Origin of the sequence: Psychrobacter sp. UBA5136, from assembly GCF_002414005.1 — a bacterium.
Classification (GTDB): domain Bacteria; phylum Pseudomonadota; class Gammaproteobacteria; order Pseudomonadales; family Moraxellaceae; genus Psychrobacter.
Genome location: NZ_DHYG01000053.1, coordinates 72,157 through 97,924, shown reverse-complemented (window position 1 = coordinate 97,924; position 25,768 = coordinate 72,157). Strand labels below are relative to the sequence as shown.

Here is a 25,768-nt window from a genome sequence, read left to right as displayed (position 1 = left end):
ATAACTTTTAAATGTTTATAACAATTTAGCATAACACAGCTTTTATCATAGCTATATTTTGTCACAGACAATCACTGGTGTGATGCATGTAACATGACAACTAGGCAATTATAAGTTATGTTTCTTTTAGCGCGTTCACCGCATCCATGGTGCTTAAATAAACCTTTCCTGACAGACCAGTAATAACGGGGGTATGCTCGATAATATCCATTACAGGCCCCTTAATAAAACTAAAGCTTAAGTGTTTGTTTTGGTTTAATAGCTCTTGATTGAGGCTAATTAGCATTTCTTGTCCGGTCAAGTCGATATGATTGACCGCGGACATGATAAGGATGATTTCCTGCGCGTTAGGGTATTGCCGCGTGGCTTGTATGACGCTGCGATGCACGGATTCACTATTGCCAAAAAACAAGCTCTCATCGATACGTAGCATCAATAAATTGCGAAATGTCACCACATCATGGCGGTTGATATTGCGAAAATGACCCGTGTCCGCTAGCTGGCCGACGACGGCGACGTGGGGTTTGCTCGATTGCCAAATCAGGCTGGCAAACGATACCATCAAACCGATCACCAAGCCCGTATTTAAGCCAAATATCAGCACGCCAGCAAATGCGGCCATAAAACTTGCCGCGTCTAAACGGTCACGTTGCCATGCTGATTTTAAAGTCGCTATATCAATGAGGCCGATAATCGATGCCATGATGGTCGCGCCCAATAAGGCATAGGGCAGAGGCGCCAATAAATGACCAAAAGCAATTAACGCCGCAATCATCACCAATACGGTTACCAAACTTGCGGCCGGTGTTTTGGCGCCTGAGTCGGCATTGATAGCGGTACGTGAAAAGCCGCCTGCAATCGTAAAGCTTTGAAAAAAACCGCCCGCAATATTGGCCAAACCAAGTCCGTTTAGCTCGCGGTTAGCGTCAAAGGTTTCACCGCGTAGGCGCGCGTAGTTGCTTGCCACTGAACTGCTTGAAACAAAAATAATCAGTGCCATCAAACTTGCACTGGGCAACAGGTTTAAGGCTTCATGAAAATCAGGTATGTATGGTAGGGTAAAGGTAGGTAGCCCTTGCGGAATACTACCAATCGTTGCCACGCCGCGCGTTGTCCAATGTAAGCTCATGCTTAATACGATGGCAATGCCAAGTAAAATGAGCGGAAACAGACGTTCAGCCCATTTAGCATAAGAGGCCGACAACCAAGAGCGCCAGACCCATGTGCTAGCGTAGCGATTGGCAATTAACAGCGCAAAAGCAATGATACCGATTACTAAGGTTAGCGGATGCAATTGACGAGCATACATTTGCATACTCGCTAGGTAGCCAATCAAACCATTGCCTGCAATTGGGATTGCGGTCAAATACTTAAGCTGACTGACAAAAATCAATACCGCCGCGCCACTGATAAAACCAGCAGATACGCCGCGGCTGATAAACTGCATGATCCAGCCAAGCTTGAGCCGACCTGCCAGCCACAACAATACGCCAACCATCAAGGATAATAAACTGGCCATTAACGCGTACTGCTGCGCGCTCTCTGCAGCATAAGCATGCAGACTGCTTGCCGTCATAATCGCGGTGATAGCAACGGGGCCTACAGCTTGTACATTACTTGAGCCTATCCACGCATAAACCATAACCGGCACGATGGCAGCATAAAGTCCATAGACAGGCGGCAAACCTGCCAACACCGCATAACCTAAGCTTTGGGGAATAACAAGCACCCCAACCACCAATCCTGCGATGATGTCAGTCGGCAGGGCAGACAGCTGGTACTGGCGCAGCCAAGCAGGAATCAGACGAGCGGCGATAGAGGGCATAGCATTATGTCATCATGTATAAAAGGTTGATTTGGCTAAGTGATTTAGCTGAGCAATTTAACTGAGCAATTTAACTGAGCATAGCCAAGCGCTAAAAATTAAGCGAACAAGCTACTTGTCGGTCTTAGCACAAAAGCGCTCATACAATAATTGTAGTACCGATAACGCATCATCGCTTGCGATACTATAGTAAATTTGCTTGCCCTCGCGGCGAGTCGTGACCAGCTCGTCTTTGCGCAGGATACCAAGCTGCTGCGATAAGCTCGGCTGACCGACACCAACCAAACCTTCAAGCTCACTGACGCAGTACTCACCTTGCGTTAGCTGACATAAGAGTAACAGGCGATCAGGATGCGAGAGTGATTTTAATAATTGGCTGGCTTGCATAGAGGCTTGCTGCATTTGCTCAGCAAGGTCTTTGGGCGCAAAGTCCGCTGCGCTGGTCGATACAGGCGCATCAGTATCGTTAGTAGATGTGCTCAATGCTGAATTTGAAGTAGTCAGAGCGAGCTCCTTATATAAGATAGGGATAAAAAAGCAAAGTAATAGAGAAGATATAACTATATATGATTAATTATCAATGATTTCGGTAGTGATAGCAAGTTATCGTTATTTACATTATATAAATGGATAAATTGTATGGCGATTGCTATAGTGGTATGTATAAATAGATTGTGCTTAATGATATCAAGGCTTGCTAATAATCAAGACCTGCTAACAAGGTCTGCTAAAAACTACTGACAAGCAAATATCATAAATGACGCGCCTATTATACGTAAGTATCCATTAAAAATTAAAACATTCATATAAAAGTAGAGAGGTAGCCATGCAAGTTCATTCTTTCTTACATAGCGACACGGAAACCTACACCCACGTACTCGCTGACGTACAGCAGCAAGTGTGTGCCATTATCGATCCTGTATTAGATTTCGATGCCAAGTCGGGACACACTGCTACGGCTAGCATTGATGAGGTGATAGCGTTTGTGCGCGAGCAGGACTGGAAGCTGGTCTATATTATAGAAACCCATGCTCATGCCGATCATATATCGGCGGCTATGCATGTAAAAGATGAGCTTGGCGGCAAATTGGTCATCGGTCAATATATCTCCGAAGTACAAAAAGTATTTAAGCAAATCTTTAACTTTGATACCAGCTTTCATACCGATGCCAGTCAGTTCGATATCTTGACCGATGAGGGCGAGACCTTGATGCTTGGCGGCATTACCATCACCGCGATGTACGTACCCGGACACACGCGGGCTGATATGGCTTATCTTGCCGCTGATGATGAAAAAACCGTGGTCTTTGTCGGTGATACAATATTTGCTCCAGATGTGGGTACGGCGCGCTGTGACTTTCCAGGCGGCGATGCCAAAACCTTATATCAGTCGATTCAAAAGCTACTGGCGCTCCCTGATGAGACCATCATGTATCTGTGCCATGACTATCCAAGTCAAGGACGCAAGCATTGCCCAACCACGACGGTTGCCGCGCAAAAACTTGGTAATATCCATGTCAAAGAGGGCATCAATGAAGCGGAGTTTGTCGAGATGCGCGAGCGCCGCGATGCCACGCTAGAGATGCCGCGGCTGATTATCCCGTCAGTACAAATCAATATCGACGCTGGTCACTTACCAAAACCCGAGGACAATGGCACGCGCTATCTAAAGGTGCCAATCAATGCGCTTTAATCAGCCATGCGGATGCTTTGTTTATCAAAGTTTATCAAAGCCGACTTATCAAAGGCTAATAAATAAGCTATAGGCAAAAAAAGTAAACCGTTACGCAAGCACAATACGAGTCACCGCCATCATAATGCTAGTCTGTACTATCAATATAGATGTTTAAATAAGACTAGCGATTAGACGTTTTATCGTTCATTAAAAAGTATTAAACATTGCAGTATTCACTATTGGCGCGTTGCTCAGGCGCTCGCCACGGTTATTTGTAAAGGAGTCCTATCATGAGTGAACAAAACTCTCATCTGGTCTGTCCTCATTGTCAGGCCACCAATCGTGTACCCGATGCGCGGCTTAATGCAGCGCCAAACTGCGGTAAATGTGGTCAGCCGTTATTGACGGGTAGTCCGCACGAGCTAAACGCGCAAACGGTTAGTAAGGTCATTCAAAAAAATGAGGTATTAACCATCGTTGATTTTTGGGCAAGTTGGTGTCAGCCGTGTTTGATGATGGCGCCGCAGTTTAAAGCAGCCGCCAGTCAGTTACCGCAAGTGGTTTTTGCCAAAATACAAACGGATAAATACGAACAAGCGGCGGCACCTTATAATATTCGTAGCTTGCCGACGATGGTTGCCTTTAAAAACGGCAAAGAAGTCGCGCGTCAATCTGGAGCATTACCAAGCGACCAAATCGTGCAGTGGGTGAGAAGCTTAAATGTTTAAGCTTTGACTGAGTTAATGCTCGTCATGATTAAATGCCCGTCATGATTAAATATAAAAAAGCCAATATGCTAACTGCGTATTGGCTTTTTAACGAGTGGCTTTTAAAATCAGTGAAAAATTAAACCATCAAATTTGGCTAATTGTGCTTTACTCACCATAAATCTTTACGCCATTGGCAAAGCTACAACGCTGAATACGGGCTGACTGGACAATGGCATCACGCTCACCATAAAGCCGCGATAATTTGGCATCGCGCGCTTTGGTATTGTTGCTTTTGCCCACGCCAAAGCTGATATTAGGCGAGATACCCCAGCGGCCAGCGGAAACGCCAACGCCGACACCTGAGGCGGATAGGGTGGATTGCTCATTGCGCGCCGCGTCGACATAGCGGTTGACACGATTGTATTCTTGGCTCAGTGCTTGGCAATCATAGCTTTGATAGGTGCTTGGCGGCACATATTGCGGGGTAATACTACCCGTCGAGGCGCAGCCTGAGAGAGCAAAAACGCCAGCTGTTGCCAGTAAGGTTGCTGCAGTAAGAGTTTTCATAATGTCTCCATTAAGCGACGTCGATGGGTTTGTATTTATGTAAGATAGCAAAAAAAATGCGTTTAAGATATTGAAAATTAGCTCATTTTACAATGATTAAAACAAATTACCCGGTTTGGTAAAGGCAAGTATTAAAATGCCGATATAGGCGATACCTGCGACAAGAATGCCAGTTTTTGTTTGGCTAGGTGCCGCGCTCGGATTAAAGGCCTTAATACTGGCGCTGAGCGCGGCAACGAGCAAAATAACCTTTGCAAATACCCATTGGACTGGCGCATTGGCACTCATCAATTGCACCAACATCCCAGCCCCTGAAATAATGATAACGGCATAGAGAATATGGGTTGAGATTTTGACGACAAATGGTGGCTGCCTGTTTGCGCGTAACACCACATAGCTTTGGTATAAAAACAGCGCAATCAAGAGTACTGCCATCAGTATGTGAAGATGTTTCATCGGATACCGTTTCCTTTAAGAGTGCCCTTTGCAAGATGTTGTTTGAAAAGTGTTGTTTGAAAAATGCTGTTTGAAAAGTGCTATTTACCAGCGTATTTATTATAGGTGACTACCGTTATTTGAAAATTGACTGTCTAAAAACCTTTGTCTAAAAAAGCTTGTCTAAAAAATCATCTAGCCTTTATTTTGTCCAGCGCATAGCGGACTCTCAGGGCTCTGGCCTTGCCACTCTGACGGCGTATAAGCATGGATGGCCAGCGCATGAATTTGACCGCCTTGCGAGGTCAACAGCGGATTTGCCAAACCATATACCAGCTGATGACGCGCAACCAGACGTTTGCCTTCAAAGGCGTCGCTAACAATGGTCAGCTTAAAATGACTTTCTTTACCGTCAAAATAACCGGCATGATTCATAGATTCATTAACCAGTTCAATATGCTGCGCTTGCAAAGCTTGTAGCTCATGATTTAGGGCGTCTGCGGTCGGCGTTTTAGAAGATACATTCGTCATCATAGTAATCCCCAATAAAGTTAGGTTTTGATAAAAGAGATACAGCAAGACTGGTATAAATTTTTCGCAGCCTCTATCGGCACAGCAAGCAAGAAAAGTTTATACCAGTGTGCGTATTTAAGGCATCTATCTATTTTATTTAGTAGCAATTATAGTTTGATGCTAAGCCTTTTAAACGGCTGATTGTGTCCATTATAGCAGACCCTGATACCTATGCGGCAAAGCTGCCTAGCCCCAATGCTGCCCAGTCCCATAGCGTAACGCTAAAAACAGATAGTTACCCGCAAAAAAAGCAGAGCGCCATAAGAGTGCACTCTGCTTTTATCGTCTGTTCGTATTTATTATGAACACTACTTAGCATTAAATGTTAGCGTCAAATTTTAGCGACGCGCTTTTTGATATAGCGGCATCACCTTAGGCAGTAGTGATTGTATTTGCGCAATACGGTGGCTACTGGTTGGGTGCGTACTCAAGAATTGTGGTGGCTCGCCTTGGCTGGCGCGCTGCATTTTTTGCCATAAGCTAATGGCTGCTTGTGGGTTATAGCCTGCACGTGCCATTAGCTCAAGACCGATTTGATCGGCTTCGGCTTCTTGGGTGCGGCTATGTGGACGGCTTAGACCCAAATCACCGGCGATATTTGCCAGCTCAGCTTGACCTTGCGAGAGACCAAAGATACTCGCTGCTACGCCGATGCCAGTTTGGGTGGCGTATTGACGTGAAAGACGCTCGCGTGAGTGCTCACGAAGCGCATGAGCCATCTCATGGCCCATAATAGCAGCAATTTCGTCATCACTCAGGTTTAGACGATCGATGATGCCAGTGTAAAACATGACTTTACCGCCGGGCATAACAAACGCATTCAACTCATTAGACTTGATGGTATGAACTTCCCACTTCCATTTCGCGGCATCAGGACGGTAAACGCCCACTTGACCAATAAGGCGACTAGAGATTTTTTTTAAGCGATTAAGCTGCGCTGTGTTGGTATCAAGTAACCCACGCGCTCGCGCTTCTTGGATACTTTTATTATAACTTTGCGCTGATAACTGCTGTACTTGCTCGCTAGAAACCAAAAGCAGCTGCTGACGGTCAACACCAACGGCCCCCGTGCTGGTCGTGCTAGAACAACCCGCTAGAGACAATGCTGATAGTGATGCGGCCATCACCGTGGTAGTAAGCATTTTTTTCATAATAAACATCCTCGCTATAAATAAAAAAGTAAAGTTGAACAAAGCTGAAATCAAAACAGTAGAGCAAAGGGTAGTTTATTATTGAAGTTCTACTACCGCCCGCCACACTACCTAAACAGTAAAATTTTACGCCAACTGTCATTAGGCATAAGTATAATAATGTTAACAAACTCAAACCAAGGCAAAAAAAGTAACAATACGCGGTAGGATTGTAAATGTCATTTATAAGTGCTTAATCCAGCGCCATATAGATATCATAAAATTGGTGATTCTCTATAAGCATTTAAAATAAAATATCTTTATTGATGCTTTTTAAAATATTACTTAAAATCAATAGTATATACGCGCATCTGTCTTAAAAAGCGCTCAGGGCGTAAGCTATTAGTCAAAAATTTGAAAAAAGCTGTTGACACGTACAGAAAATTTGCTAAAATAGCCAGCCTATCGAGACGTAGTCGTTGTTAACAACATTACGGTTTGATGTTTAGCGGGATTAGCTCAGTGGTAGAGCATAACCTTGCCAAGGTTGGGGTCGAGAGTTCGAATCTCTTATCCCGCTCCAAATATGACTCTTTTAGAGCACTAAAGCCTCACTTCATTGTGGGGCTTTTTTTATGCCTAAAATTTATAAAATCCGCTCGTAGCACTATATTTCATTCGATATAAAAACGATACAGCGAGATGAAAAGTTGTTTTTCGCAGCATCTGTCGGCGTAGGCACAGCACGCAAGAAGAACAACTTTTCATTGAGCGACTTGATAGCTACGTATCTGATCTATTTAGATTCGACTATATTAAAAAAACAGCATTGTTAAACAGCAGCACTTTAAAACAGCGCCGTTACAAAATACGGATGATTTGACACAGTCATTTGACTTTAGCCGCGCATACTTATCCTTGGTCAGTTACAGAAAAAAATACGTTCAATATTATAGTCTGTAGCTTTTAAAAATAATAACGATTATAAGGATTGAGTATGCCAAATTTTCAACCAAAAGCATTTAACGAATTATTTGACCTAAGCGGTAAAACAGCGATAGTTACAGGCGGTGCCAACGGTATCGGCAAAGCCAGTGCTTTGCGTTTGGCACAAGCTGGCGCCAATATCGTCATTGCTGATTTAAAAATAGCAGATGCCAATGAAGCGGCCAAAGAAATCGAAAGTTATGGCGTCAAAGCCTTAGCGGTTGAATGCAATATTTTAAAAGATGATGACTTGGTCGCGCTGGTCGATAAAACGGTAGAGGAATTTGGCACCGTCAATATCTTGATTAACAACGCTGGCGGCGGGGGCGGTGGCCAAGAAAATCCATTTAAAATCTCTGTTGATGATTACCGCCGCGACTTTGAATTAAACGTCTTTAGCGCATGGCGACTATGCCAATTATGCGTGCCCCACATGAAAGCCTCAGGCTATGGCGCAATTGTCATTACCACATCGATGTCGAGCGTGAATAAGAGTCCTGATATGAGCGGTTATGCGGCATCAAAAGCGGCGGTCAATCACATGGTAGCAAACCTAGCGCACGACTTTGGCCCTGAGGTGCGTATCAATGCCGTCGGTCCAGGTGCCACGCGCACTGCAGCGTTAGAGAGTGTACTAACGCCTGAAATTGAAGAGAGAATGCTATCGCATACCCCTATCAAGCGTTTGGGCGAAGCCGATGATATCGCGGGCGCCATGCTGTATTTTGCCTCGCCAATCTCTGCATGGGTCAGTGGTCAAACGTTATTCGTCAACGGTGGCGGCGTGCAAACGTTAGATTAAAATTATAAGTAGCTAGTTTAGAGAGCTAGTCATAAAAAACGTCACCTGATCTCTTGTTAGGCGACGTTTTTTAGGTGCAAAGCCTTTTGTTAATCGTTATTTTTTAAGCGAAAAAGCGACGGTTTTGTTGCCTATCCAATTGACCCAGCTGCCGGGGAAGAAACGCAGCTGCAATCTAATTAAATTTGCCATCACGCCCGGCACGACCAAAAACTGTCGTTTTTCTACGCCTTTGAGCATGGATTTCACCGCATCGTCAATTTTTAATTCACCAGCCAGTTTTTTCATCCCAACGCCCGCCTGCGCCATGACGCCAACTTCTGCTTGGGTCAGCGGCGTATCTATCGGTGGCGGCGCAAAGACAGTGATATCAATGCCGTCAGGCTTCCACTCAAAAGCGATGGATTGCATCATGCCCCAAATAGCAAATTTTGAGGCACTATAAGAGCTGTAGCCATAACTGCCGGTAAATGACGCCATCGAAGCGGTAACCATGACTTGGTCGCCGCGTGATAAAAACGGACGCATGGCTGCTAGAACGTTGCGCGTGCCAAATAGATTGATCGTCAGCACGCGCTCAAACTGCTCTTGGCTCATCTCATCAAACGTCCAAGGCCCCGTAATCCCAACAAAGTGCATCAAGATGTCAGGCACTAGCTTGCTTGCCGCCTCAGCGATTTTCTTGGTTGTCATATCGGCGTCGGTGACGTCTAACTCATAGCTAATGATCGAAGCTTTGTTTTTGTTCAGGCCTTGCAGCGTGATAGCCGCTTTATCGAGCGCCTGCCTATCAAACAACACCAAATTGGCATCTTGCTCAATCAGCTGCTTAGCCGTCTCAAATCCGATTCCGGAGGCGGCACCAGTGATATAGACAGTTTTACCCGTAAAATAACCCATCACGCGCTTTCCTTTTGCAATGAGCTGTCTTTTACCAAGTTGGTTTGTTCTATTGAGCTCGGCTGTTTTGCCGTCTTTTTCTGTAAATGCCCAAACTTTGCCTCGCCAATCAGGTGGCTGACTTTATGCCCCGGAAACAACCAATAAGGCGTTGCTTCACTACTTGAAGCGCAGTTCGGAAAGTCAGGGTTGTTAGAGGGGCCAGCGATGGTTTTTTCAATGACCATTGAGATATATTGCTCGTTACTGCCTTCTAGGGTATTGCCATTTAAAATTACTTCTACGCCCGTCTGCTTAGCATAGCGGTGGATAGCATTTACTGTCGAATTCATGGGCGCATAAGCATCGGCGCCGACGCCATTTTCTGAAGTCACTCTGATGCCATCTGGCACGCGGGCGACCAATGAATGATTGCCCTCTGTATGGCCGGGGGTATGCACGAGCGCAACGCCTTCGCCCAATTGGATACTACCCGTGAACTTAATCACTTTGTCAGGATCGATACCTGCGATGCCATTTGGGCAATACCAATCTGCTTGCACGGGTAATAAAGAAGTGGTGCTTAGCCATTCTTGCTCGTGAACCAACAACTTGGCGTTAGGGAAATAAGCAGGTGTATCTTTTGCACCTAGATTTTTAGTGCCAAGCCAGCCACGGACATCTTGGGTATGCAAATGGTCATAGCTAATATAATCAACATCTTCTGGGGACAAACCGACTTCGGCTAAGGCGCCAGCCACATCGCGGATGATAGGCGCAACGACACTTTCAAGCGGCGACCAACTTGGCATTTTGTCGGTCAAGCGTTTAAAAAATGGCGTCTCACGATCCGCTTCGATATCGGAAGGAGAGAATAACAAGGTTTGGTGTAATGGACAAAATTCATGCTAAAAAGTAGAAGGTAGTCGCTAATGGACATAATTCATGCTATTTGAGTGACTTTGATAGTAGGAAGTCTTTAATAAACCGTAACTTACGCTGCTCATTTAAGCCATGATGACTGTGTAATTGTCGCTTTAACTCACTGAATAATCCTTCAAGAGAGTTGGTGGTGTTTGGTATATCTAAATGCCCATATTCTTGATAAGTGAATAACCAATCGCTATTGGTTCTGAGGCTACGATAAGCACTTCTAAGACGTTTGTGCGTGTACCATGTTCTACTGTTATCGTCATTGGTACTACGCTCATTCAGATAGTCTTCATGGGTTAAATGCCACTGATCTAAACGCTCTATGAAGTCAGCTTTCTTAAACTGTGTTAAGTTTAAAGTGAGCCGTCTAAGCTCGATACTGGCGATGTTCTTAGGTCGACGAGTGAGATAGCGAGTCACTATTTGCACCTGATGAAACTGGCACATCTGGCAAGGGATACGGGTGAATAACGTACGCAGTCCTCGTCTACCATCACGGGTAATGCTTTGTATATCAACGCCCAGCGTTGCTAGATGATCAATTCCTTGTTTGTAGGCGCTGTTGGTTTCATGACTCACTATCGCGTAATAAAGAACGGCTTTAGTGGTATTGTCCATAAAGACCATTAAACCAAACTTGCGACCAAAGTAAGTGGTATCCATGATGATATTAGCAGTCATTGGTCGCTTAATCTGATACTGGGTACTGACTTTATCTAAGCGTCTTTGAATGGTCTTGAGACTACAGTTATATTTATTAGCCAGCTGTTGGTAGGTCTGTTTTCCCTGAGTGTATTCCGTCCAAAGGGTTTGGTTATTGAGTCTTGTGCCACCTAAAAACTGCCGTCTGCAAGCTAGGCATTGATACTGCTGTTTGCCAAGCTTACGTCCGTTCTTCTTGGTGTGTTTATCACGACAAAAAGGGCAGTTTTTTGATTCATGGCGTTGATTCCTTGCAAATATAGACAGTATATAGCGTTAGTCCCTACGACAGCATGAATAATGTCCATTACACCCAAGGTTTTTAATTCGCCTGAAAAGTCATGATACTGCACGATAAATAGGCGGTTTAGGATATGAAGGTAGGGGAATTTATAAGCGCTTTGGGTATAGACGCCGCTATAGGCGTACCAAGTGGGGAAGGGCACGCGCACCATGTCAGCACTTTGATAAAACTGTACTGGCGCTTCATCCATAAAGCGCTCTCTAAAAGCATTTGCTTGCCTGCGCGCGGCTTTTAGGCGCTCTTGTGGTAACGGACTTTGGCGCACGTCATCAAAGTCGTGAATGGCTTTCATGCCAAGCGATGTTAGATCCATATTGCATCTCCTTATGACTGATGGATATATTAAGATAAGACTAGCAGTATTGTTTTAACATTTATAGCAACTTTAGAAAACTGTTCAGTGTCTTAAATTAGGCGCATTAGAAGTCATCCCAGTAAGGATTATCACCAAAACGCTCGGCAATAAAATCAATGAGATAGCGACAGCGCTGCGACAAAAAGCGATTTTTCGGGTAGACCGCATAAGCGTTTAAAGTAGGCAGTTGATACTGCTGCATAATGGGGACAAGCTCACCACTGGCTAGGGTGTTATAAGTGATAAAATTGGGTAAAAAAGCAATACCGTGTCCCTTTACCGCCATATCGCGCAAAAAATCGCCGTTATTGACTTTTATTTTTGAATTGATAGCGACTTGATGTTTTTTGCCTTGCTCGTCTATCAGCTCTATCGTGCTAGATTTACTCAGACCGTATTGTAAAAACGCATGCTTGGCCAAATCTTCTATGGTTTTTGGTGTGCCCATTCTAGTCAGATATTCAGGACTGGCACATAAGGTATAACGAATCAGCGCCAGACGTTTGGCTTGATAACTTGAATCTTGCAGCTCTCTAATCCGAATCGCTAATTCAAAGCCTTCTTCGACCAGATCGGTATGGCGGTCGGAAAAGTTTAATTCAAAGTTCAGATTAGGATGCTGATTGGCATATTCATCGATGACATCGTTTAAGTGCATCAAGCCAAATGACAAAGGCGCAGTCATTTTTAAGGTGCCCTCGATACGCGTCGGCGCGCCACTGGTTTCCTCGTTTAGCGCATCCACTTCGCTGAGGATATTACTCACCTTTTGGTAATATTGCTCGCCAGCTTGGGTTAAGTTTGATTGGCGCGTGGTACGGCTAATCAGTTGACTGCCCAAACGCGTCTCTAAATCCTTGAGTCGGCGGCTTACTGCTGATTTAGCAATATTAAGTTGCTCGGCGGCCTTGGTAATGCTACCCGCTTCGACTATACGCACAAACATCGCCATATCTTCTAGTTGTCCCATCTTAGCTACCTCCTTACTGTTATTTGGCTGTTATTATTTAGCGGTTAATCATATAAAAAATAAAAGACCGAGTTAAAAACCCAGTCTTTTTATCAATAACGCCAAATAGTTTAGACTGTGTTCCGTATAAAATACGGTTTAAAGTCGTCAAGCCGTCTTATTTAAGATCGGCTTTTTTACTGCCTTCTACTTGAACGACCAGTTTAATGTCTTTCATCATACCGCCATCGGTAAAGGTATTGATACCCCATTTGGTTCTATCTATCGTGGTTTCAAAATCACCACCGCACGCTTCAGCTTTTAATAAAGGACTGTCATAACAGTTAAATTTAGTGGCCGTTAAAGTGATTGGATGCGTCTGACCTAGCAGCGTTAAATCGCCTTTGACCGCTTTGACTTTATCGCCGTCAAATTCCCACTTAGTCGATTTAAAATAAGCGGTTGGGTGTTCTTTTACATTGAAGAAATCGGCAGATTTAAGGTGACCATCAAACGCTTTAATACCTGTGCTCAAGCTGCCCATCGGGATGGTAATACCGACAAAGCCTTTTTTCTCTTTAGGCGCGTACTCAAGCGTACCCGATAGATTATAAAAGCCGCCAGCGTTGGTCGTGGTACCAAAGTGATCGACGAAGAAACGTACGGCGGTATGTTTGGAATCAAGCTCATAAGTCGCAGCGTGACCTAGTGTGCTAAGCAAACCAAGCATACCGATAGCAGCAAAAGTAATTGCGCGGTTTGTTTTTTTAATAGAATTTATAGTGATCATAAATCATCCTTTTTAGGTGAGTAAGTAGAAGCTAGCGTTAAGTATGTCTTACATAACAACATGATGAGTGTAGCAAAAAATTAGGATATTAAACGCTAAATGGCATCGAAAAATGTTTCTTTCTGTGGCGCTTATCTCTAGCGTCTAATAGTATGGCTAAAATGCTAACTGTCTTAATAGTGAGCATAAATAGCACGTAACACTATTGTCGTTTTTAATATTGTACCAGTAGAATTACTATTTGACTGTTCTCTAAAAGAGAACTTATATTTGCGATTATCTTGGTTTATCTGCTATTAAGCAACGACTACAATAACGACTACAATAATGCCATCATTTAATCGAACAAAAGTCTTTTGGGTAAAATTTTTATAATGATGACTTTTATGTTATTGGAGAATACTTATGGATAAGCTGCAAGAGCTGAGCGCCCCAATTGGTCGCTTATTGTTATCGATGATCTTTATCTTTTCTGGCTTTACCAAAATTACTGGCTACGCGGCCACCCAAGGTTATATGGAATCGATGGGCGTACCGGGTATGCTATTGCCTTTGGTCATTGCTGTTGAGCTGCTTGGCGGTATTGCAATTTTATTAGGCTTCAAAGCGCGCTTGGTGGCGATTCTAATGGCTGGTTTTAGCATTGTGTCGGCGCTACTTTTCCATCAATTTTGGATTGATGAATCGCAAATGAACCCGTTTATGAAAAACATTGCCATGGCAGGCGGTTTCTTGATGATTTTTACTCATGGACCAGGCGCATATTCAATTGATAACAGTCATACGCACAGAATCTAGTAGAGTAAATGGTTTAGACAATATCATCTTATAATTATAATCAAGGAGCACCTATGAGCGCATCCATAAACATCGTATTAATTATCGGTAGTTTGCGAAAAGAATCCATCAATCGTAAATTTGCAGGGCAGTCGTCGCGTGCCTAATCCTATCTCTACAGAGACTGCCAAGCTGCCAAGCTTCTGGCAACGTCATCAAACGCCCGTACTTTTAACAGTGGTCGGCGGCGCGATTGATACCATTGGTTTTATCACCTTGTTTGGGTTCTTTACTGCCCATGTCACGGGTAACTTGGTGATGGCGGGTAGTGGCTTGGTAAAAGGTGAAGCGGGTCTATGGATTAAACTTGCTGCTTTGCCGCTATTTATTTTAACGGTTATGGTCACCAAGATATTTATTGACCGCAGTAAAAATAAACAACTGACCTTAAGCCATTTATTTTTAGCAGAAGCGGCTTTTTTGACCGCGTTTATGGTGGCTGGTCTTTATTACCAGCCGTTTGTTGATGCCGGCGATATCACCGTGGCAATCACAGGTAGATTAGGTTTGATTGCGCTAGCGATTCGTAATACCGCTAGCAAGACAGTGATTAAACACATGAGCCCGACGGTATTGATGACTGGAAATACCACCCAACTGGGTATCAATTTGACTGATTATCTCCTTAACCGAAACGCCGATAATGGCAAAAAATTGGCCCACAGCTCGGTATTGGTGTTTAGCTTTTTAGTTGGCGCGTTAGTAAGTGCTTTGCTATATATGCAGCTGAGTTTTTGGGCCGTAGGTTTGTTTGTATTGCCGGTGCTGTATTTATCAGTGATGGCACGCGATAAAGAAGTCTTAGCGCATATCGCTTAAGGAATACTACCAATAATAAATCTCACCTAAACCATTGCCAATAAAAAACGCCCTAGCTTTATGGATAGGGCATTTTTTTGCTTGCTGGTTAAGCACTTATGTATCGCTATTTAAGGCGTAGCGTTATGAAATACTGAATTGTCTTGGTACCCTAGATGCTTGTCAATATAAGACTTTACATAAGAACAAGTTGGTTTCACCCGCAGGTTTTTCGCCGCTGCATCATCCAAAATATATTTGACCAGATACCCTGCAATACCTTGGCCACCTAACTCTGCTGGCACTTCGGTATGTTTGTATTCAATACCTTTTTCGCCGGCACTCGTGGTGAAAAATTCATAATCCTCTAAAGCGATTTTGTCATCGATATGAATCTCAAAACGCTTTTTCTCGGTATTATTAATGACTTCATAATGTAATGGTTGTTTATTTTTCATATCTGTCTTTGCCATATCTGACATGGTTAAATTTCCTTATATCGTATGATTAACATCTTCTGGACTCAATTTACACCTGCTCGCGTTACTTTTTTCATGACACTTTTATCGTAACTTTGGCCATAGTAACAGCTCAAGCTAGTTGTACTGTTATGAGTATACAGGGTTCTGTTATAAATATATTACCTTACCTTTATGATGACATTGTTCTAAAAATAAGAATAGTCAATTGCGAATATCGTTGTTTATCTGTTAGTAGACAACAATTATAATAGTTTCATTGTTTAAACGAGTTAATGAATGTCAAATTCTAAAGCCGTTTAACTTACTAATAATTAAGGATACATTATGAGAACCATCTATCATGCAGCGGATTCTCGTGGCGATGCCAACCATGGTTGGTTAAAAAGCAAGCATACCTTTAGTTTTGCCAATTATCATAATCCAGAACGTATGGGCTTTGGTGCGCTACGTGTCATTAATGATGATTTTGTCATCGCAGGTCAAGGTTTTGGTAAACATTCACATCGTGATATGGAAATTATCAGTATTCCTTTATCAGGCAAGCTCGGTCACGGCGATAACATCGGTAATAATGGCATCATTGAAACCGGTGAAATCCAAGTCATGTCGGCAGGTACGGGTATCACCCATAGTGAAATGAACGCCGATAATCATGAGGCGGTGAGTTTTTTACAGATTTGGGTCATCCCAAACAAAATGAACGTTGAGCCTCGTTATCAGCAAATCCGTATGGATGAACTGATGAAGCCAAATGCGTTTAACCAAATTTTATCGCCTAATAGCGATGATGCAGGCGTGTGGATTCATCAAGATGCATGGTTCAGTATGGGTGATTTTGATAAAGGCGTGACAGAGACGTATCAGCTTAAAAATCCTAACAATGGTGTCTATATTTTTGTCATTAGCGGTAAAGTCGTTATAAACGGTAACACTTTGGATACCCGCGATGGTCTAGGTGTTTGGGATACTAAGAACTTTACGATGGATGTCCTCGATGAGGCCAGAGTTTTGCTCATGGAAGTACCTATGAGCTTTTGATACTAAATGAGCTTTTAATGCCAAATAATAGACATTAATTCTTATCTTTTGGTCACACTAGATTCTATATTACATCATAAGAGGTAAATCATGAGTATTGAAACCCTAGAGCCGCGTTTAGCAGATGTGGGCGGCATTCCCATTGCTCGTCTGTTACCCAATAAAGGTAAGCAGCCAATTGGTGCTTGGTGCTTTCTAGACCATGCAGGTCCTGCTGAATTTGGCGAAGATGAAAACGGTATGCAAGTCGGTCGTCATCCGCACACTAACCTGCAAACCTTTAGCTGGATGCTAAATGGTGAAGTACTGCACAAAGACAGCTTGGGAAATAAGCAAGTGATTACCCAAAACCAGGTCAACGTCATGACAGCAGGTACTGGCCTTACCCAAGGTATCAGTCATACAGAGCAGAGCGTTTTTCCTGATACCGGTGGTTCGGTAGATGCCGCTCGTGGTCTAAGTATGGTACAACTGTGGATTGCGCTACCGACCGGTCAACAAATCGAATGCAGTTTCCACCATTATCCAGAGCTACCGACATGGCGTGAAGATAACGTCGAGATGGTATTGACGACGGGCAGCTATGACAGCGTCACAGGTAAGCGCTATGAAGCGCCAACCATTCAGTACTCAAAAATGGTCGGTATCGACGTTTACTTTTTAGAGGATGGTGAAGTTACGCTTAACCTAGAACCGGGTTTTGAATATGGTATCTTGGTGACAGAAGGACAGATTGAGTCTGAAGGCAAAATTTGTGAGCAAGATCAATTGTTCCGCTTCCACGATAGCGACGTTGCCAATAATAAAAGCATCAAGCTAGTTGCCAAAAAAGGCACCCGTGTGATGTTTATCGGCGGTGAGCCATTAAATAACCAAGTGCTGCTGTGGTGGAACTTTGTCGCCGACAACAAAGAAGAGGTTGAGCAATCTATCATCGACTGGAACAACGGTCATGAGCGTTTTGGTAATGTCGACTCAGACATGAAACGCTTGCCAGCACCAGAATTACCACAAGGCTTTAAAGGTTAATTTGTTTAGTTTACCTTGGCCTCTATAGGTTATTAATAAGATATAATTACAAAAAGGAAGTATTGATTAAGCTCAATCTTTCTTATAATACAGCAGATTTGTTGATAGTACAATTGCTTGGTATTACCCATTAATCGTACTCGTATTCATTAATTCTTAATCACTAATATTCCTAATCACTAATATTCCTAATCACTAATATTCCTAATCACTAATATACTTAATCACTAATATTCCTAATAAATAATATGGAGAAAATTATGTCCGACCTAAAAACATTAGAGAAATTGGCAGAAAAACGACGTTCAGTTTATGCTTTGAGCGATCAATTACCCGTTTCAAATGATGAAATCGTCAAGTTGGTTGAACATGCGGTTTTACATACGCCATCGTCATTTAACTCGCAATCAACGCGTATCGCTGTTTTGTTTGGTGACGACCATAACAAGCTTTGGCAATTAACCGAAGATACGTTACGTGACCTCGTAGATAGTGAAGAGCAATTTGCTTCAACCAAGCAAAAAATTGCTGGCTTTAAAGCGGGCGCTGGTACCATTTTGTTCTTTGAAGATCATAGCGTCGTAAGAGACATGCAAGCCGCTGCGCCTTTGTACGCGGATAAATTCCCAATTTGGGCGCATCAAACCAATGCCATGCACCAGTATGCAATCTGGGTAGCATTGGCAAGTATTAATGTCGGCGCCAACTTACAGCATTATAATCCTATCATTGATAAAAAAGTGGCGGACGAGTGGAATATCGATGAGCATTGGGAATTAAATGCGCAAATGGTATTTGGTGCTATCGAGCAGCCAGCGGGCGATAAAGAATTTAAGCCGATTGAAGAACGTATGAAAGTATTTGGTAAATAAGCCATTCTTGAAAAGGCCAATTAGCACATAGAAAAAGCGCCACGCAATTGATTATTGGGTGGCGCTTTTTTTATCTGTTTTAAATGATGATGCTAAATGACAATGTCAAATGATGAAGTTAAATATAATGATAACTTGAAATAAAGGGTAGTTTGAAATAGCCATTATTCAGCTTTTTTACGGCCCATTAAGCTATTAGCCACCCAAGCAGGACCAATTAGCAAGAACTGTAAATCTTCAAAGAAAGACGGTTTTTTGCCTTCAATTTTATGACCAATAAACTGGCCAATCCAAGCAACCACAAAAATGGCCGCCCAAACCTTAAAGCCCCACGGCAGTAACGTCATGACTGACAAGCAAATGAGAATAAACATACCCATGGCTAAAAATAGCGGCGTCGATAAGCGCATATAGAATAATAATACCAAAGCGCTCAGCACTAAGGTAAACCATACTGATAGCGACATACCCATGCCCAACAAACTGACAAATATGGTTGGGACACAGAGCCAATGGATTTTTTTGTTGACTAGGTTTTGGTGACTGACAGAGTATTCACTGAGCCATTGCTCAAGCGTGCGTTTAGACATACGGCCTTGACGAGTACGCGACATACTAACCTCCTTGTTAGCAAATAAATGATGGATCGTAGATAACTAACATTAAATCAATTGCATAAACCTACTTGTTAATATCAGTTGTAGCACTAATTGGCACAATCTGCCATTTTATCTGGTAAACCGCACAGTCAAATCATGCCATCTCTTTAACTTTATCCGTTTATTTTGCAACTTTTTATCGCTTGCTAACGCTATGTTAGCGTTTTGGTTGGGCCTGTTCTACGGAGTCTTGCTCGCTGCGATACCATTCATACAGTCCGACAAACGAGTTGACTTGATAGATCATGGTTTGAATCGCAAAGATATAATTGCCCGACATAAGGTTGACGGTGAGCCAAACGAAGTTAGATATAATCCATAACCACCAGTTAAATGAGTAACGTAAAATCATCGCTGCTTGCGCGGTGATAGAAAGCACAAAAGCGATGACGTTAATCCAAAAAAAAGAGATAAAGCCCAAAAATTTACTGTTGTCATCTTCAACAACGGCGTAACCATAGCTGGCAAGCAAATCGTTTACCGTAGGAAACAGCGCTAGACCGATGACCATAAAGACGATGGTCAGTAACCAAATCCAGCGATTGGCAGATTTGGGCACCATATCGCCGTCTGCATCAGTGTGCTTTGACCAATAAAAAATGCCATAAACATGACTAAAAAAGTTAAATAACGGCGCTAGCATCAAACCAACTGCGCCCGCGGTTGCTTGTACCACAAACTCCCCAGCGGTTGCCGCCATCCCAAAGCCATTACCCAAGATGTTTTTGCGAAACGACAACGACACCACGCACACCAAACCAATAAAGGAGACCGCTAAGTAAAACCAATCGAGCGTATTATGTTTGGTGGTCAGCCAAAAGCCTGCTGACAAGGCGATGACGCCGCAAATAAACCATAGGACAATCCATTGTAGTGCCCATTTTCCGGTAATGTTATCTAGTAGCTGAATACGCATAATGTCTTTTTCCCCAAAGTATGAAAACTATCATCGATTTTTCTTATTTTAGAATTTTTTTTTAACAGCATTTTTTTATGGTTTTTTTAAATTTATTATTTACCATAGATAAGCTTATCAATAATTAATAAAGCTTGCTGATAGCGGGCATCGTAATCGGCTTTATCAATCATATAGGGCTTAATACTATGACGGGCGAAAATATCCAATAAGCGCTGCTCAAAGCGTCCGCGAGCCTCAGGCGTGCCCAATGAGCGCATGCCATCGTCAATCCAAGGCGTATTGTTGTCGAGCATAATGGTATGGTCTAAGCGAAATTCATCGACACACGCCGCTACAAAGGGATGGGTACGACCTTCGTACTCTTCACAAAAAGCTTGAGTGGTCACAAAATCCGTATCTATAATAGTGACAGGCGCCGTTGCCATGGCGGTAGCTTCTCGAATAGCCTGAGCATGATTGAGGGCAATCGGTCCATAATCGCTGTACTGAAGCCCAATCTCGCTACCGCCCAAATCCGTGCCGACATACAGCCGTCCCATCTCAAGGGCAAAGCTGGCCCCATAATAGTTGGCAAGCTTATGCACCAGCGTTGTCTTGCCCGAGCTTTCCCCGCCCACAATCGCCACCGTTTTGGTATAGTCGCCGCGCACTTGTGGATGCAGTGCCGGCCAGTGCGCGACTGGATTGCGTGCAATCGCGTAAGAATCAAATTCAGGCTGCAGTGGCGTGGTGACCACCTGCATGAGTAGCTGCTCAGAAACGTCCAACTGCGCTAGCGGATGGTTTTCTGCGATAAACAATACCGTGTCTGCTGGCAGCGCTAACGCCTCTATTAAGCGCTGCAATTTGGCATTACTGGCGGCAATGTCAATGGTGACGTCAGCAAAATTCTCATGCAGCGGCAGCTCAATCTCATCAGTGGTATAAATATGGATAAAGGGCAAATCTGCACACGCCATCTGTAACCAGCGCGCCTTATCTTGCAAGGTAATATTAAAATCTGAATGCGGGTCAGGGTGCGCCGTAATAACGATATGCAGGGTTTTCGCTTGTCCTGCTGCGTCTAATATACTGCGCATTTGTCCTAAATGGAGCGGTTCAAAATGTCCAATCATTAAGCCTGACTCGTACATAATTATCCTTATTGCGGTAAAAATTTTTTATCGAAATCGCTATTTTCGTCGTTTATCAGCATGGTATAAAGGTTTAAACAGATTTACAGGTAGGTTATTGTAAATGGGCGTATGTTTTCTCTTATTGTTAATACAATTAAGCGCTTCATTTACTTGCAATTATTCAAAACAGCTTCTTCTTTTTAATGGCAGATTATGAAAATAATTGAGCCAATAGGGGTTGTTAAAAACGAAGTTGTAACAAAAGGTGTAAGGTAAGAGAAACAAAGCTAATTGCGAAACATTTTGAAATACTTATTTAAAATCAGGGGTTTAGGAGGGTTTACGAGAGATTAGGGCAAGCTTAAGTAGCATAAACTCACAAAGCACGTCTATATCATCAACAGATAAAAAGTCAATAGTTGCTATACTTACTCGTAAGTCCAAAAAGCAAAAAGAGCAAAATTGTTTTTAGGACAAATTATAAAAATAATGATAAATAAAAGCTTTAAAATAAATATAAATAAGAAGAGAGGTATTTGGTTTGGCTAAGTTAGCAAAATTACATCGCTCAAGAAATAACCGCATGATTGCGGGTGTGATGGGCGGCATCGCAGAATACGTCGGTTGGTCACCAACTTGGGTAAGAGTGTTATTCATGGTTGTCTCAACACTAAGTGCTGCCGTACCGGGAATTTTAATTTACATTATTTTGTGGATTATCATGCCAAAAGCCACTGATCAGTCGTATCAGTAATTATGTAAGTAAGAGTTTTAAATAACAGTTAAAGAGACGTTTTAAAAAACGAAAAAATAAGGCTAATAAGAAAATAATAGCCCCCGTAAAAACAAAAAGCCTGACTCATCAGGATGCCCGCGACACACTTTTCCTCCTGCCCAGATGCTCACGCATTTGGGTATTTTTTTATCTATAGCCTTAATGGCGCTCATTTATGCAGATGGTCGAGAAACAAGGTATTTGACGGCGTATTTCGCCTGCCGCGACAAATTTAGTTGCGGTAAATATAGATAAAATAGTCAATTTTTAGTAAGGTGAGCAGGCAAATAGAGTCGTTGCCAAATAGGCGATACGAGCGCTATTAACGTTTTATTCAATAATACTAATTCCACAGTGGCTTTATAATGCCCTAAACGATGAAAACCCAAACTATGACCTCCCAAGCGACAACCTCGATGATACAAGAAAAAGACCGTCAGCCGATGACGTTTCAAGATTTAATCCTAACCCTACAAAGTTACTGGGCTGAAAAGGGCTGCGTTATCTTGCAGCCTTACGATATGGAAGTCGGCGCCGGTACCTTTCACACCGCGACATTTTTGCGTTCACTAGGGCCTGAGCGCTGGAACGCCGCTTATGTGCAGCCATCACGCCGTCCAACTGATGGCCGCTATGGTGATAACCCAAACCGTTTGCAACATTACTATCAATTCCAAGTGGTGTTAAAGCCCAATCCGCCTAATATCCAAGAGTTATATTTGGACTCTTTACGCGCGATTGGTATTGATCCATTGGTGCATGATGTGCGTTTTGTTGAAGACAACTGGGAGTCGCCAACGCTGGGTGCGTGGGGACTTGGCTGGGAGATTTGGCTTAACGGCATGGAAGTGACGCAGTTTACCTATTTCCAACAAGTGGGCGGCATTGAGTGTTTCCCTGTGACGGGCGAGATTACCTACGGTCTTGAGCGCTTAGCCATGTATGTGCAAGGCGTCGATAGCGTTTATGACTTGGTCTGGGCCGATGGCGAGTTTGGCCGCGTGACTTATGGCGATGTTTTTCATCAAAACGAAGTTGAGCAATCGACCTATAACTTTGAGCACGCCGATGTGCCAATGATGGGCCAGATGTTTGATTTTTATGAGCAGCAGGCTGATAAATTGGTTGCTGAAGGATTGCCATTGCCAGCCTATGAGATGATATTAAAAGCGTCGCATGCCTTTAATTTACTCGATGCGCGCGGGGCGATTTCGGTGACGGAACGCCAGCGTTTTATCCTACGCGTGCGTACGCTTGCGCGTAAAGTCGCCTTTGGTTATGTCGAAGCGCGCGCCAAATTGGGCTTCCCACTCGCGGATGAGGCGCATCGTCAGGCGGCGCTTGATAAGTATTTGCCAAAAGAAGAAGCTGCTGATAATAAACAAAGCAATCCATCTACCGACAATAACCAAACTAATCATTAATAGGAGCATCCCATGAGTACTATTTTATTTGAACTGGGGTGTGAAGAGCTACCTCCAAAAAGCCTAAAACCTTTACGTGACGCGCTACAAACAAGTGTCACTGAACAATTAAATGAAGCAGAAATTGGCTTTGATAGCATTAAAGCCTTTGCTGCCCCGCGCCGTTTAGCCATTCAAATTCAAGGGATTAGCGATAAGCAGCCTGACCGTAGCGAGCAAAAGCGTGGCCCGGCGATTAAAGCGGCGTTTGATGCCGATGGTAATCCGACGCGCGCAGCGATGGGCTTTGCTAAAGGCTTGGGCATTGACCCAAGCGAGCTAATCACCATTAACACCGATAAAGGGGATTATGTCGGCTATGAGCAAGTCATTCATGGCCGAGCAACCACTGAGCTATTGCCAGCTATTTTTCAGACCGCGCTTGATGATTTGCCAATTGCAAAACGTATGCGCGCAGGTAGCAGCCGTGATGAGTTTGTGCGTCCAGTACAGTGGACAGTATTGATGCAAGATGGCGCCGTCATTGACGCCACTATCCAAGGGCATCAAACTGGCAAACATACTCGTGGTCACCGCTTCCACAGTCCTGACTATCATGAGATTGCGCACGCCAATGACTATGAACAGCTGCTTGATGGTTTAAAAGTGGTGGCGGATTTTGATAAGCGTCAAACGCTGATTAAAAACCAAGTTAAAGCGCTTGCCGATGAGGTCAATGCTGATTCTATCGTCCCACAAGATTTATTGGACGAAGTAACGGCGCTGGTTGATTTCCCGATTGCGCTGCGGGCAAACTTTGAGCCGCGCTTTTTGCAAGTGCCGCAAGAAGCATTGATTTCTACCATGCAAGCGGATCAAAAGTATTTTTGCTTGACCGATAAAGCGGGTAAACTGCAACCGTACTTTATTTTTATTACCAATATTGAGTCAAAAGACCCCAAACAAATCATTGAAGGTAACGAGAAGGTCGTGCGTCCGCGTTTGGCCGATGCCGAATTTTTCTTTTTACAAGACCAAAAGCAGCCGTTATTTGCCTTGACCGAAAGCCTAAAAACTCGCGTCTTCCAAGACAAACTGGGTACGATTTGGGAAAAATCTGAACGTATTGCCAAGCTTGCCGCTTTTATTGCTACGTTAATGCAAGAGCAGGGTTATGATATCAGTGTTGATGAAACGGTACGGGCAGGTATTTTGTCGAAAGCGGATTTGGCCAGCTCACTGGTTGGCGAATATCCTGAACTGCAAGGTATTGCTGGGACGTATTATGCGCGCTTAAATGACGAGCCAGAGGCCGTTGCCGCAAGTTTGGAAGAGCAATACCTGCCTAAGTTCAGCGGTGATGTGTTACCAAAAACGCCAATTGGTATTTGCTTAGCATTGGCTGATCGTTTAGATACCTTGGTTGGTATTTTTGCCATTGACCAAGCGCCGACCGGCTCAAAAGACCCGTTTAGCTTACGCCGCTCCGCCATTGGTATCTTGCGCATTTTGATTGAAAAACAGCTGCCAATTAATCTGGTGGCGCTCGTTGAGCAAGCGATTAAAGGTTATAGCACCAGCGAGGGCAGCAAAATTGCCAAAATGGGCGACACCTTTACCCAAGTGATGGCGTTCTTGAACTCACGCTATCGGGCGATGTATACCGAGCAGGGCGTTAGCGTCGATACCATTCAGGCAGTGCAAGCAATTAATCCGCACATGCCGCTTGATTTTGATCAGCGTATTCGCGCAGTACAAACCTTTAGCGAGCTGCCTCAAGCCGAAAAGCTTGCTGACTCAAATAAACGCGTTGCCAATATTTTAGCCAAATCAGAAGTAAGCGTCGCGGACACTGTCGATGAAGCGTTATTATCTGAACCTGCTGAGCAAGCGTTATATCAAGCCGTGCAGCAAGCACAAACAGCGGTTAAACCTTTGCTTGAAACGGCTGATTATACGCAAGTCTTACAAACGCTGGTCAGTTTAGATGCGCCTTTGTCAGAGTTTTTCGCTGATGTGATGGTAAATAGTGAAGATGCGGCGCTAAAGAACAATCGCTTAGCCCTACTAAAGCAAGTTCGTGCGTTATTCTTAACCGTTGCTGATATCAGCGAGCTACAGCTATAGTTCAATCATTCTGATGTTTGCATCATGTATTCTGTAACATAAAAACTGGCTTCATATAGCCAGTTTTTTATGACTCATAGCGTTAACTTATATCAAAA

General features: G+C 43.5%; 27 protein-coding genes and 1 tRNA gene. 12 read left to right on the top strand and 16 right to left on the bottom strand.

The genetic code is table 11. The annotated features are described in order from the left end of the window. Positions 1 to 115 precede the first annotated feature (115 nt). Both B4240_RS08065 and B4240_RS08060 read right to left on the bottom strand, forming a co-directional pair. Complete coding sequence (locus tag B4240_RS08065; protein WP_296238145.1) at positions 116 to 1,825, bottom strand: SulP family inorganic anion transporter; 1,710 nt, start codon at positions 1,823 to 1,825, stop codon at positions 116 to 118. 111 nt (positions 1,826 to 1,936) lie between these two features. Beyond that, positions 1,937 to 2,308 carry an ArsR/SmtB family transcription factor gene (locus tag B4240_RS08060; protein ID WP_414707110.1) on the bottom strand — a complete coding sequence of 124 codons (372 nt, stop codon included), beginning with the start codon at positions 2,306 to 2,308 and terminating at the stop codon, positions 1,937 to 1,939. A 343-nt stretch (positions 2,309 to 2,651) separates the two neighbouring features. On the opposite strand from B4240_RS08060, the gene B4240_RS08055 reads away from it, so the two are divergent. Both B4240_RS08055 and trxC read left to right on the top strand, forming a co-directional pair. Continuing rightward, positions 2,652 to 3,518 (top strand): MBL fold metallo-hydrolase, encoded by an 867-nt coding sequence (locus B4240_RS08055; RefSeq protein ID WP_296238143.1) that lies wholly within the window; start codon positions 2,652 to 2,654, stop codon positions 3,516 to 3,518. Between the two features lie 272 nt (positions 3,519 to 3,790). After that, positions 3,791 to 4,228 (top strand): thioredoxin TrxC, encoded by a 438-nt coding sequence (gene trxC, locus B4240_RS08050; RefSeq protein WP_296238141.1) that lies wholly within the window; start codon positions 3,791 to 3,793, stop codon positions 4,226 to 4,228. A gap of 147 nt (positions 4,229 to 4,375) precedes the next feature. On the opposite strand, the gene B4240_RS08045 is transcribed toward trxC, so the two are convergent. The 4 genes from B4240_RS08045 to B4240_RS08030 form a co-directional block, all read right to left on the bottom strand. Beyond that, the gene (locus tag B4240_RS08045; RefSeq protein ID WP_296238139.1) at positions 4,376 to 4,777 is read right to left on the bottom strand and encodes a hypothetical protein; all 402 of its coding nucleotides are present in this window, start codon (positions 4,775 to 4,777) and stop codon (positions 4,376 to 4,378) included. Between the two features lie 96 nt (positions 4,778 to 4,873). Next, the gene (locus B4240_RS08040) at positions 4,874 to 5,233 is read right to left on the bottom strand and encodes a SirB2 family protein (RefSeq protein ID WP_296238137.1); all 360 of its coding nucleotides are present in this window, start codon (positions 5,231 to 5,233) and stop codon (positions 4,874 to 4,876) included. Between the two features lie 174 nt (positions 5,234 to 5,407). Continuing rightward, complete coding sequence (locus B4240_RS08035; RefSeq protein WP_296238135.1) at positions 5,408 to 5,746, bottom strand: BolA family protein; 339 nt, start codon at positions 5,744 to 5,746, stop codon at positions 5,408 to 5,410. A 377-nt stretch (positions 5,747 to 6,123) separates the two neighbouring features. Beyond that, the gene (locus B4240_RS08030) at positions 6,124 to 6,936 is read right to left on the bottom strand and encodes a M48 family metallopeptidase (protein ID WP_296238133.1); all 813 of its coding nucleotides are present in this window, start codon (positions 6,934 to 6,936) and stop codon (positions 6,124 to 6,126) included. Positions 6,937 to 7,423: 487 nt separating this feature from the next. Between B4240_RS08030 and B4240_RS08025 the strand changes: the two genes are divergently transcribed. Together B4240_RS08025 and B4240_RS08020 are read left to right on the top strand one after the other, a co-directional pair. Next, positions 7,424 to 7,498, top strand: a tRNA-Gly gene (locus B4240_RS08025). A 414-nt stretch (positions 7,499 to 7,912) separates the two neighbouring features. After that, positions 7,913 to 8,704, top strand: coding sequence for a glucose 1-dehydrogenase (locus tag B4240_RS08020; protein ID WP_296238132.1), 792 nt, complete (start codon positions 7,913 to 7,915; stop codon positions 8,702 to 8,704). Between the two features lie 96 nt (positions 8,705 to 8,800). Here B4240_RS08020 and B4240_RS08015 read toward each other — a convergent pair whose 3' ends face one another. From B4240_RS08015 to B4240_RS07990, 6 genes are all read right to left on the bottom strand, one after another. Beyond that, complete coding sequence (locus B4240_RS08015) at positions 8,801 to 9,604, bottom strand: SDR family NAD(P)-dependent oxidoreductase (RefSeq protein WP_296238279.1); 804 nt, start codon at positions 9,602 to 9,604, stop codon at positions 8,801 to 8,803. After that, a complete protein-coding gene (locus B4240_RS08010; RefSeq protein ID WP_296238129.1) occupies positions 9,604 to 10,464 on the bottom strand; it encodes a hypothetical protein in 861 nt (286 codons plus the stop codon). Before B4240_RS08010 ends, B4240_RS08015 begins: the two co-directional genes overlap by 1 nt. A 67-nt stretch (positions 10,465 to 10,531) precedes the next feature. Continuing rightward, a complete protein-coding gene (locus B4240_RS08005) occupies positions 10,532 to 11,479 on the bottom strand; it encodes an IS256 family transposase, variant Zn-binding type (protein WP_414707114.1) in 948 nt (315 codons plus the stop codon). After that, positions 11,371 to 11,835: a hypothetical protein gene (locus B4240_RS08000; RefSeq protein WP_296238125.1), complete on the bottom strand. Its 465-nt coding sequence runs from the start codon at positions 11,833 to 11,835 to the stop codon at positions 11,371 to 11,373. The genes B4240_RS08005 and B4240_RS08000 overlap by 109 nt, the downstream gene beginning before the upstream one ends. A gap of 106 nt (positions 11,836 to 11,941) precedes the next feature. After that, complete coding sequence (locus B4240_RS07995) at positions 11,942 to 12,847, bottom strand: LysR family transcriptional regulator (protein ID WP_296238123.1); 906 nt, start codon at positions 12,845 to 12,847, stop codon at positions 11,942 to 11,944. Between the two features lie 157 nt (positions 12,848 to 13,004). Continuing rightward, complete coding sequence (locus B4240_RS07990; protein ID WP_191692532.1) at positions 13,005 to 13,616, bottom strand: YceI family protein; 612 nt, start codon at positions 13,614 to 13,616, stop codon at positions 13,005 to 13,007. Positions 13,617 to 14,021: 405 nt separating this feature from the next. Here B4240_RS07990 and B4240_RS07985 point away from each other — a divergent pair, with 405 nt between their 5' ends. Together B4240_RS07985 and B4240_RS07980 are read left to right on the top strand one after the other, a co-directional pair. Continuing rightward, positions 14,022 to 14,414, top strand: a complete 393-nt coding sequence (locus B4240_RS07985; RefSeq protein ID WP_102076246.1) for a DoxX family protein — start codon at positions 14,022 to 14,024, stop codon at positions 14,412 to 14,414. Between the two features lie 138 nt (positions 14,415 to 14,552). Then, entirely contained in the window at positions 14,553 to 15,272 is a 720-nt protein-coding gene (locus tag B4240_RS07980; RefSeq protein WP_414707109.1) for a YoaK family protein, read from the top strand. Between the two features lie 110 nt (positions 15,273 to 15,382). Here the strand turns inward: B4240_RS07980 and B4240_RS07975 are convergent, their stop codons facing one another. Then, entirely contained in the window at positions 15,383 to 15,733 is a 351-nt protein-coding gene (locus B4240_RS07975; RefSeq protein WP_296238118.1) for a GNAT family N-acetyltransferase, read from the bottom strand. A 324-nt stretch (positions 15,734 to 16,057) separates the two neighbouring features. Here B4240_RS07975 and B4240_RS07970 point away from each other — a divergent pair, with 324 nt between their 5' ends. The 3 genes from B4240_RS07970 to B4240_RS07960 all read left to right on the top strand — a co-directional run bounded on the left by B4240_RS07970 (position 16,058) and on the right by B4240_RS07960 (position 18,672). Further along, positions 16,058 to 16,771, top strand: a complete 714-nt coding sequence (locus B4240_RS07970; protein ID WP_193029912.1) for a pirin family protein — start codon at positions 16,058 to 16,060, stop codon at positions 16,769 to 16,771. A 90-nt stretch (positions 16,772 to 16,861) separates the two neighbouring features. Continuing rightward, the gene (locus B4240_RS07965; protein WP_296238116.1) at positions 16,862 to 17,800 is read left to right on the top strand and encodes a pirin family protein; all 939 of its coding nucleotides are present in this window, start codon (positions 16,862 to 16,864) and stop codon (positions 17,798 to 17,800) included. 260 nt (positions 17,801 to 18,060) lie between these two features. Continuing rightward, entirely contained in the window at positions 18,061 to 18,672 is a 612-nt protein-coding gene (locus B4240_RS07960) for a nitroreductase family protein (RefSeq protein ID WP_296238115.1), read from the top strand. Between the two features lie 164 nt (positions 18,673 to 18,836). Here B4240_RS07960 and B4240_RS07955 read toward each other — a convergent pair whose 3' ends face one another. From B4240_RS07955 to nadR, 3 genes are all read right to left on the bottom strand, one after another. After that, positions 18,837 to 19,286, bottom strand: a complete 450-nt coding sequence (locus B4240_RS07955; RefSeq protein ID WP_296238113.1) for a DUF962 domain-containing protein — start codon at positions 19,284 to 19,286, stop codon at positions 18,837 to 18,839. A gap of 202 nt (positions 19,287 to 19,488) precedes the next feature. Beyond that, entirely contained in the window at positions 19,489 to 20,247 is a 759-nt protein-coding gene (pnuC, locus tag B4240_RS07950; RefSeq protein WP_296238111.1) for a nicotinamide riboside transporter PnuC, read from the bottom strand. A gap of 95 nt (positions 20,248 to 20,342) precedes the next feature. Then, positions 20,343 to 21,383 (bottom strand): multifunctional transcriptional regulator/nicotinamide-nucleotide adenylyltransferase/ribosylnicotinamide kinase NadR, encoded by a 1,041-nt coding sequence (gene nadR, locus B4240_RS07945; RefSeq protein WP_296238110.1) that lies wholly within the window; start codon positions 21,381 to 21,383, stop codon positions 20,343 to 20,345. A 523-nt stretch (positions 21,384 to 21,906) separates the two neighbouring features. Here nadR and B4240_RS07940 point away from each other — a divergent pair. From B4240_RS07940 to glyS, 3 genes are all read left to right on the top strand, one after another. Continuing rightward, the gene (locus B4240_RS07940) at positions 21,907 to 22,119 is read left to right on the top strand and encodes a PspC domain-containing protein (RefSeq protein ID WP_296238109.1); all 213 of its coding nucleotides are present in this window, start codon (positions 21,907 to 21,909) and stop codon (positions 22,117 to 22,119) included. Between the two features lie 464 nt (positions 22,120 to 22,583). Further along, the gene (glyQ, locus tag B4240_RS07935) at positions 22,584 to 23,564 is read left to right on the top strand and encodes a glycine--tRNA ligase subunit alpha (RefSeq protein ID WP_296238274.1); all 981 of its coding nucleotides are present in this window, start codon (positions 22,584 to 22,586) and stop codon (positions 23,562 to 23,564) included. A gap of 12 nt (positions 23,565 to 23,576) precedes the next feature. Next, positions 23,577 to 25,670 (top strand): glycine--tRNA ligase subunit beta, encoded by a 2,094-nt coding sequence (glyS, locus tag B4240_RS07930; RefSeq protein WP_296238108.1) that lies wholly within the window; start codon positions 23,577 to 23,579, stop codon positions 25,668 to 25,670. Positions 25,671 to 25,768: the final 98 nt, after the last annotated feature.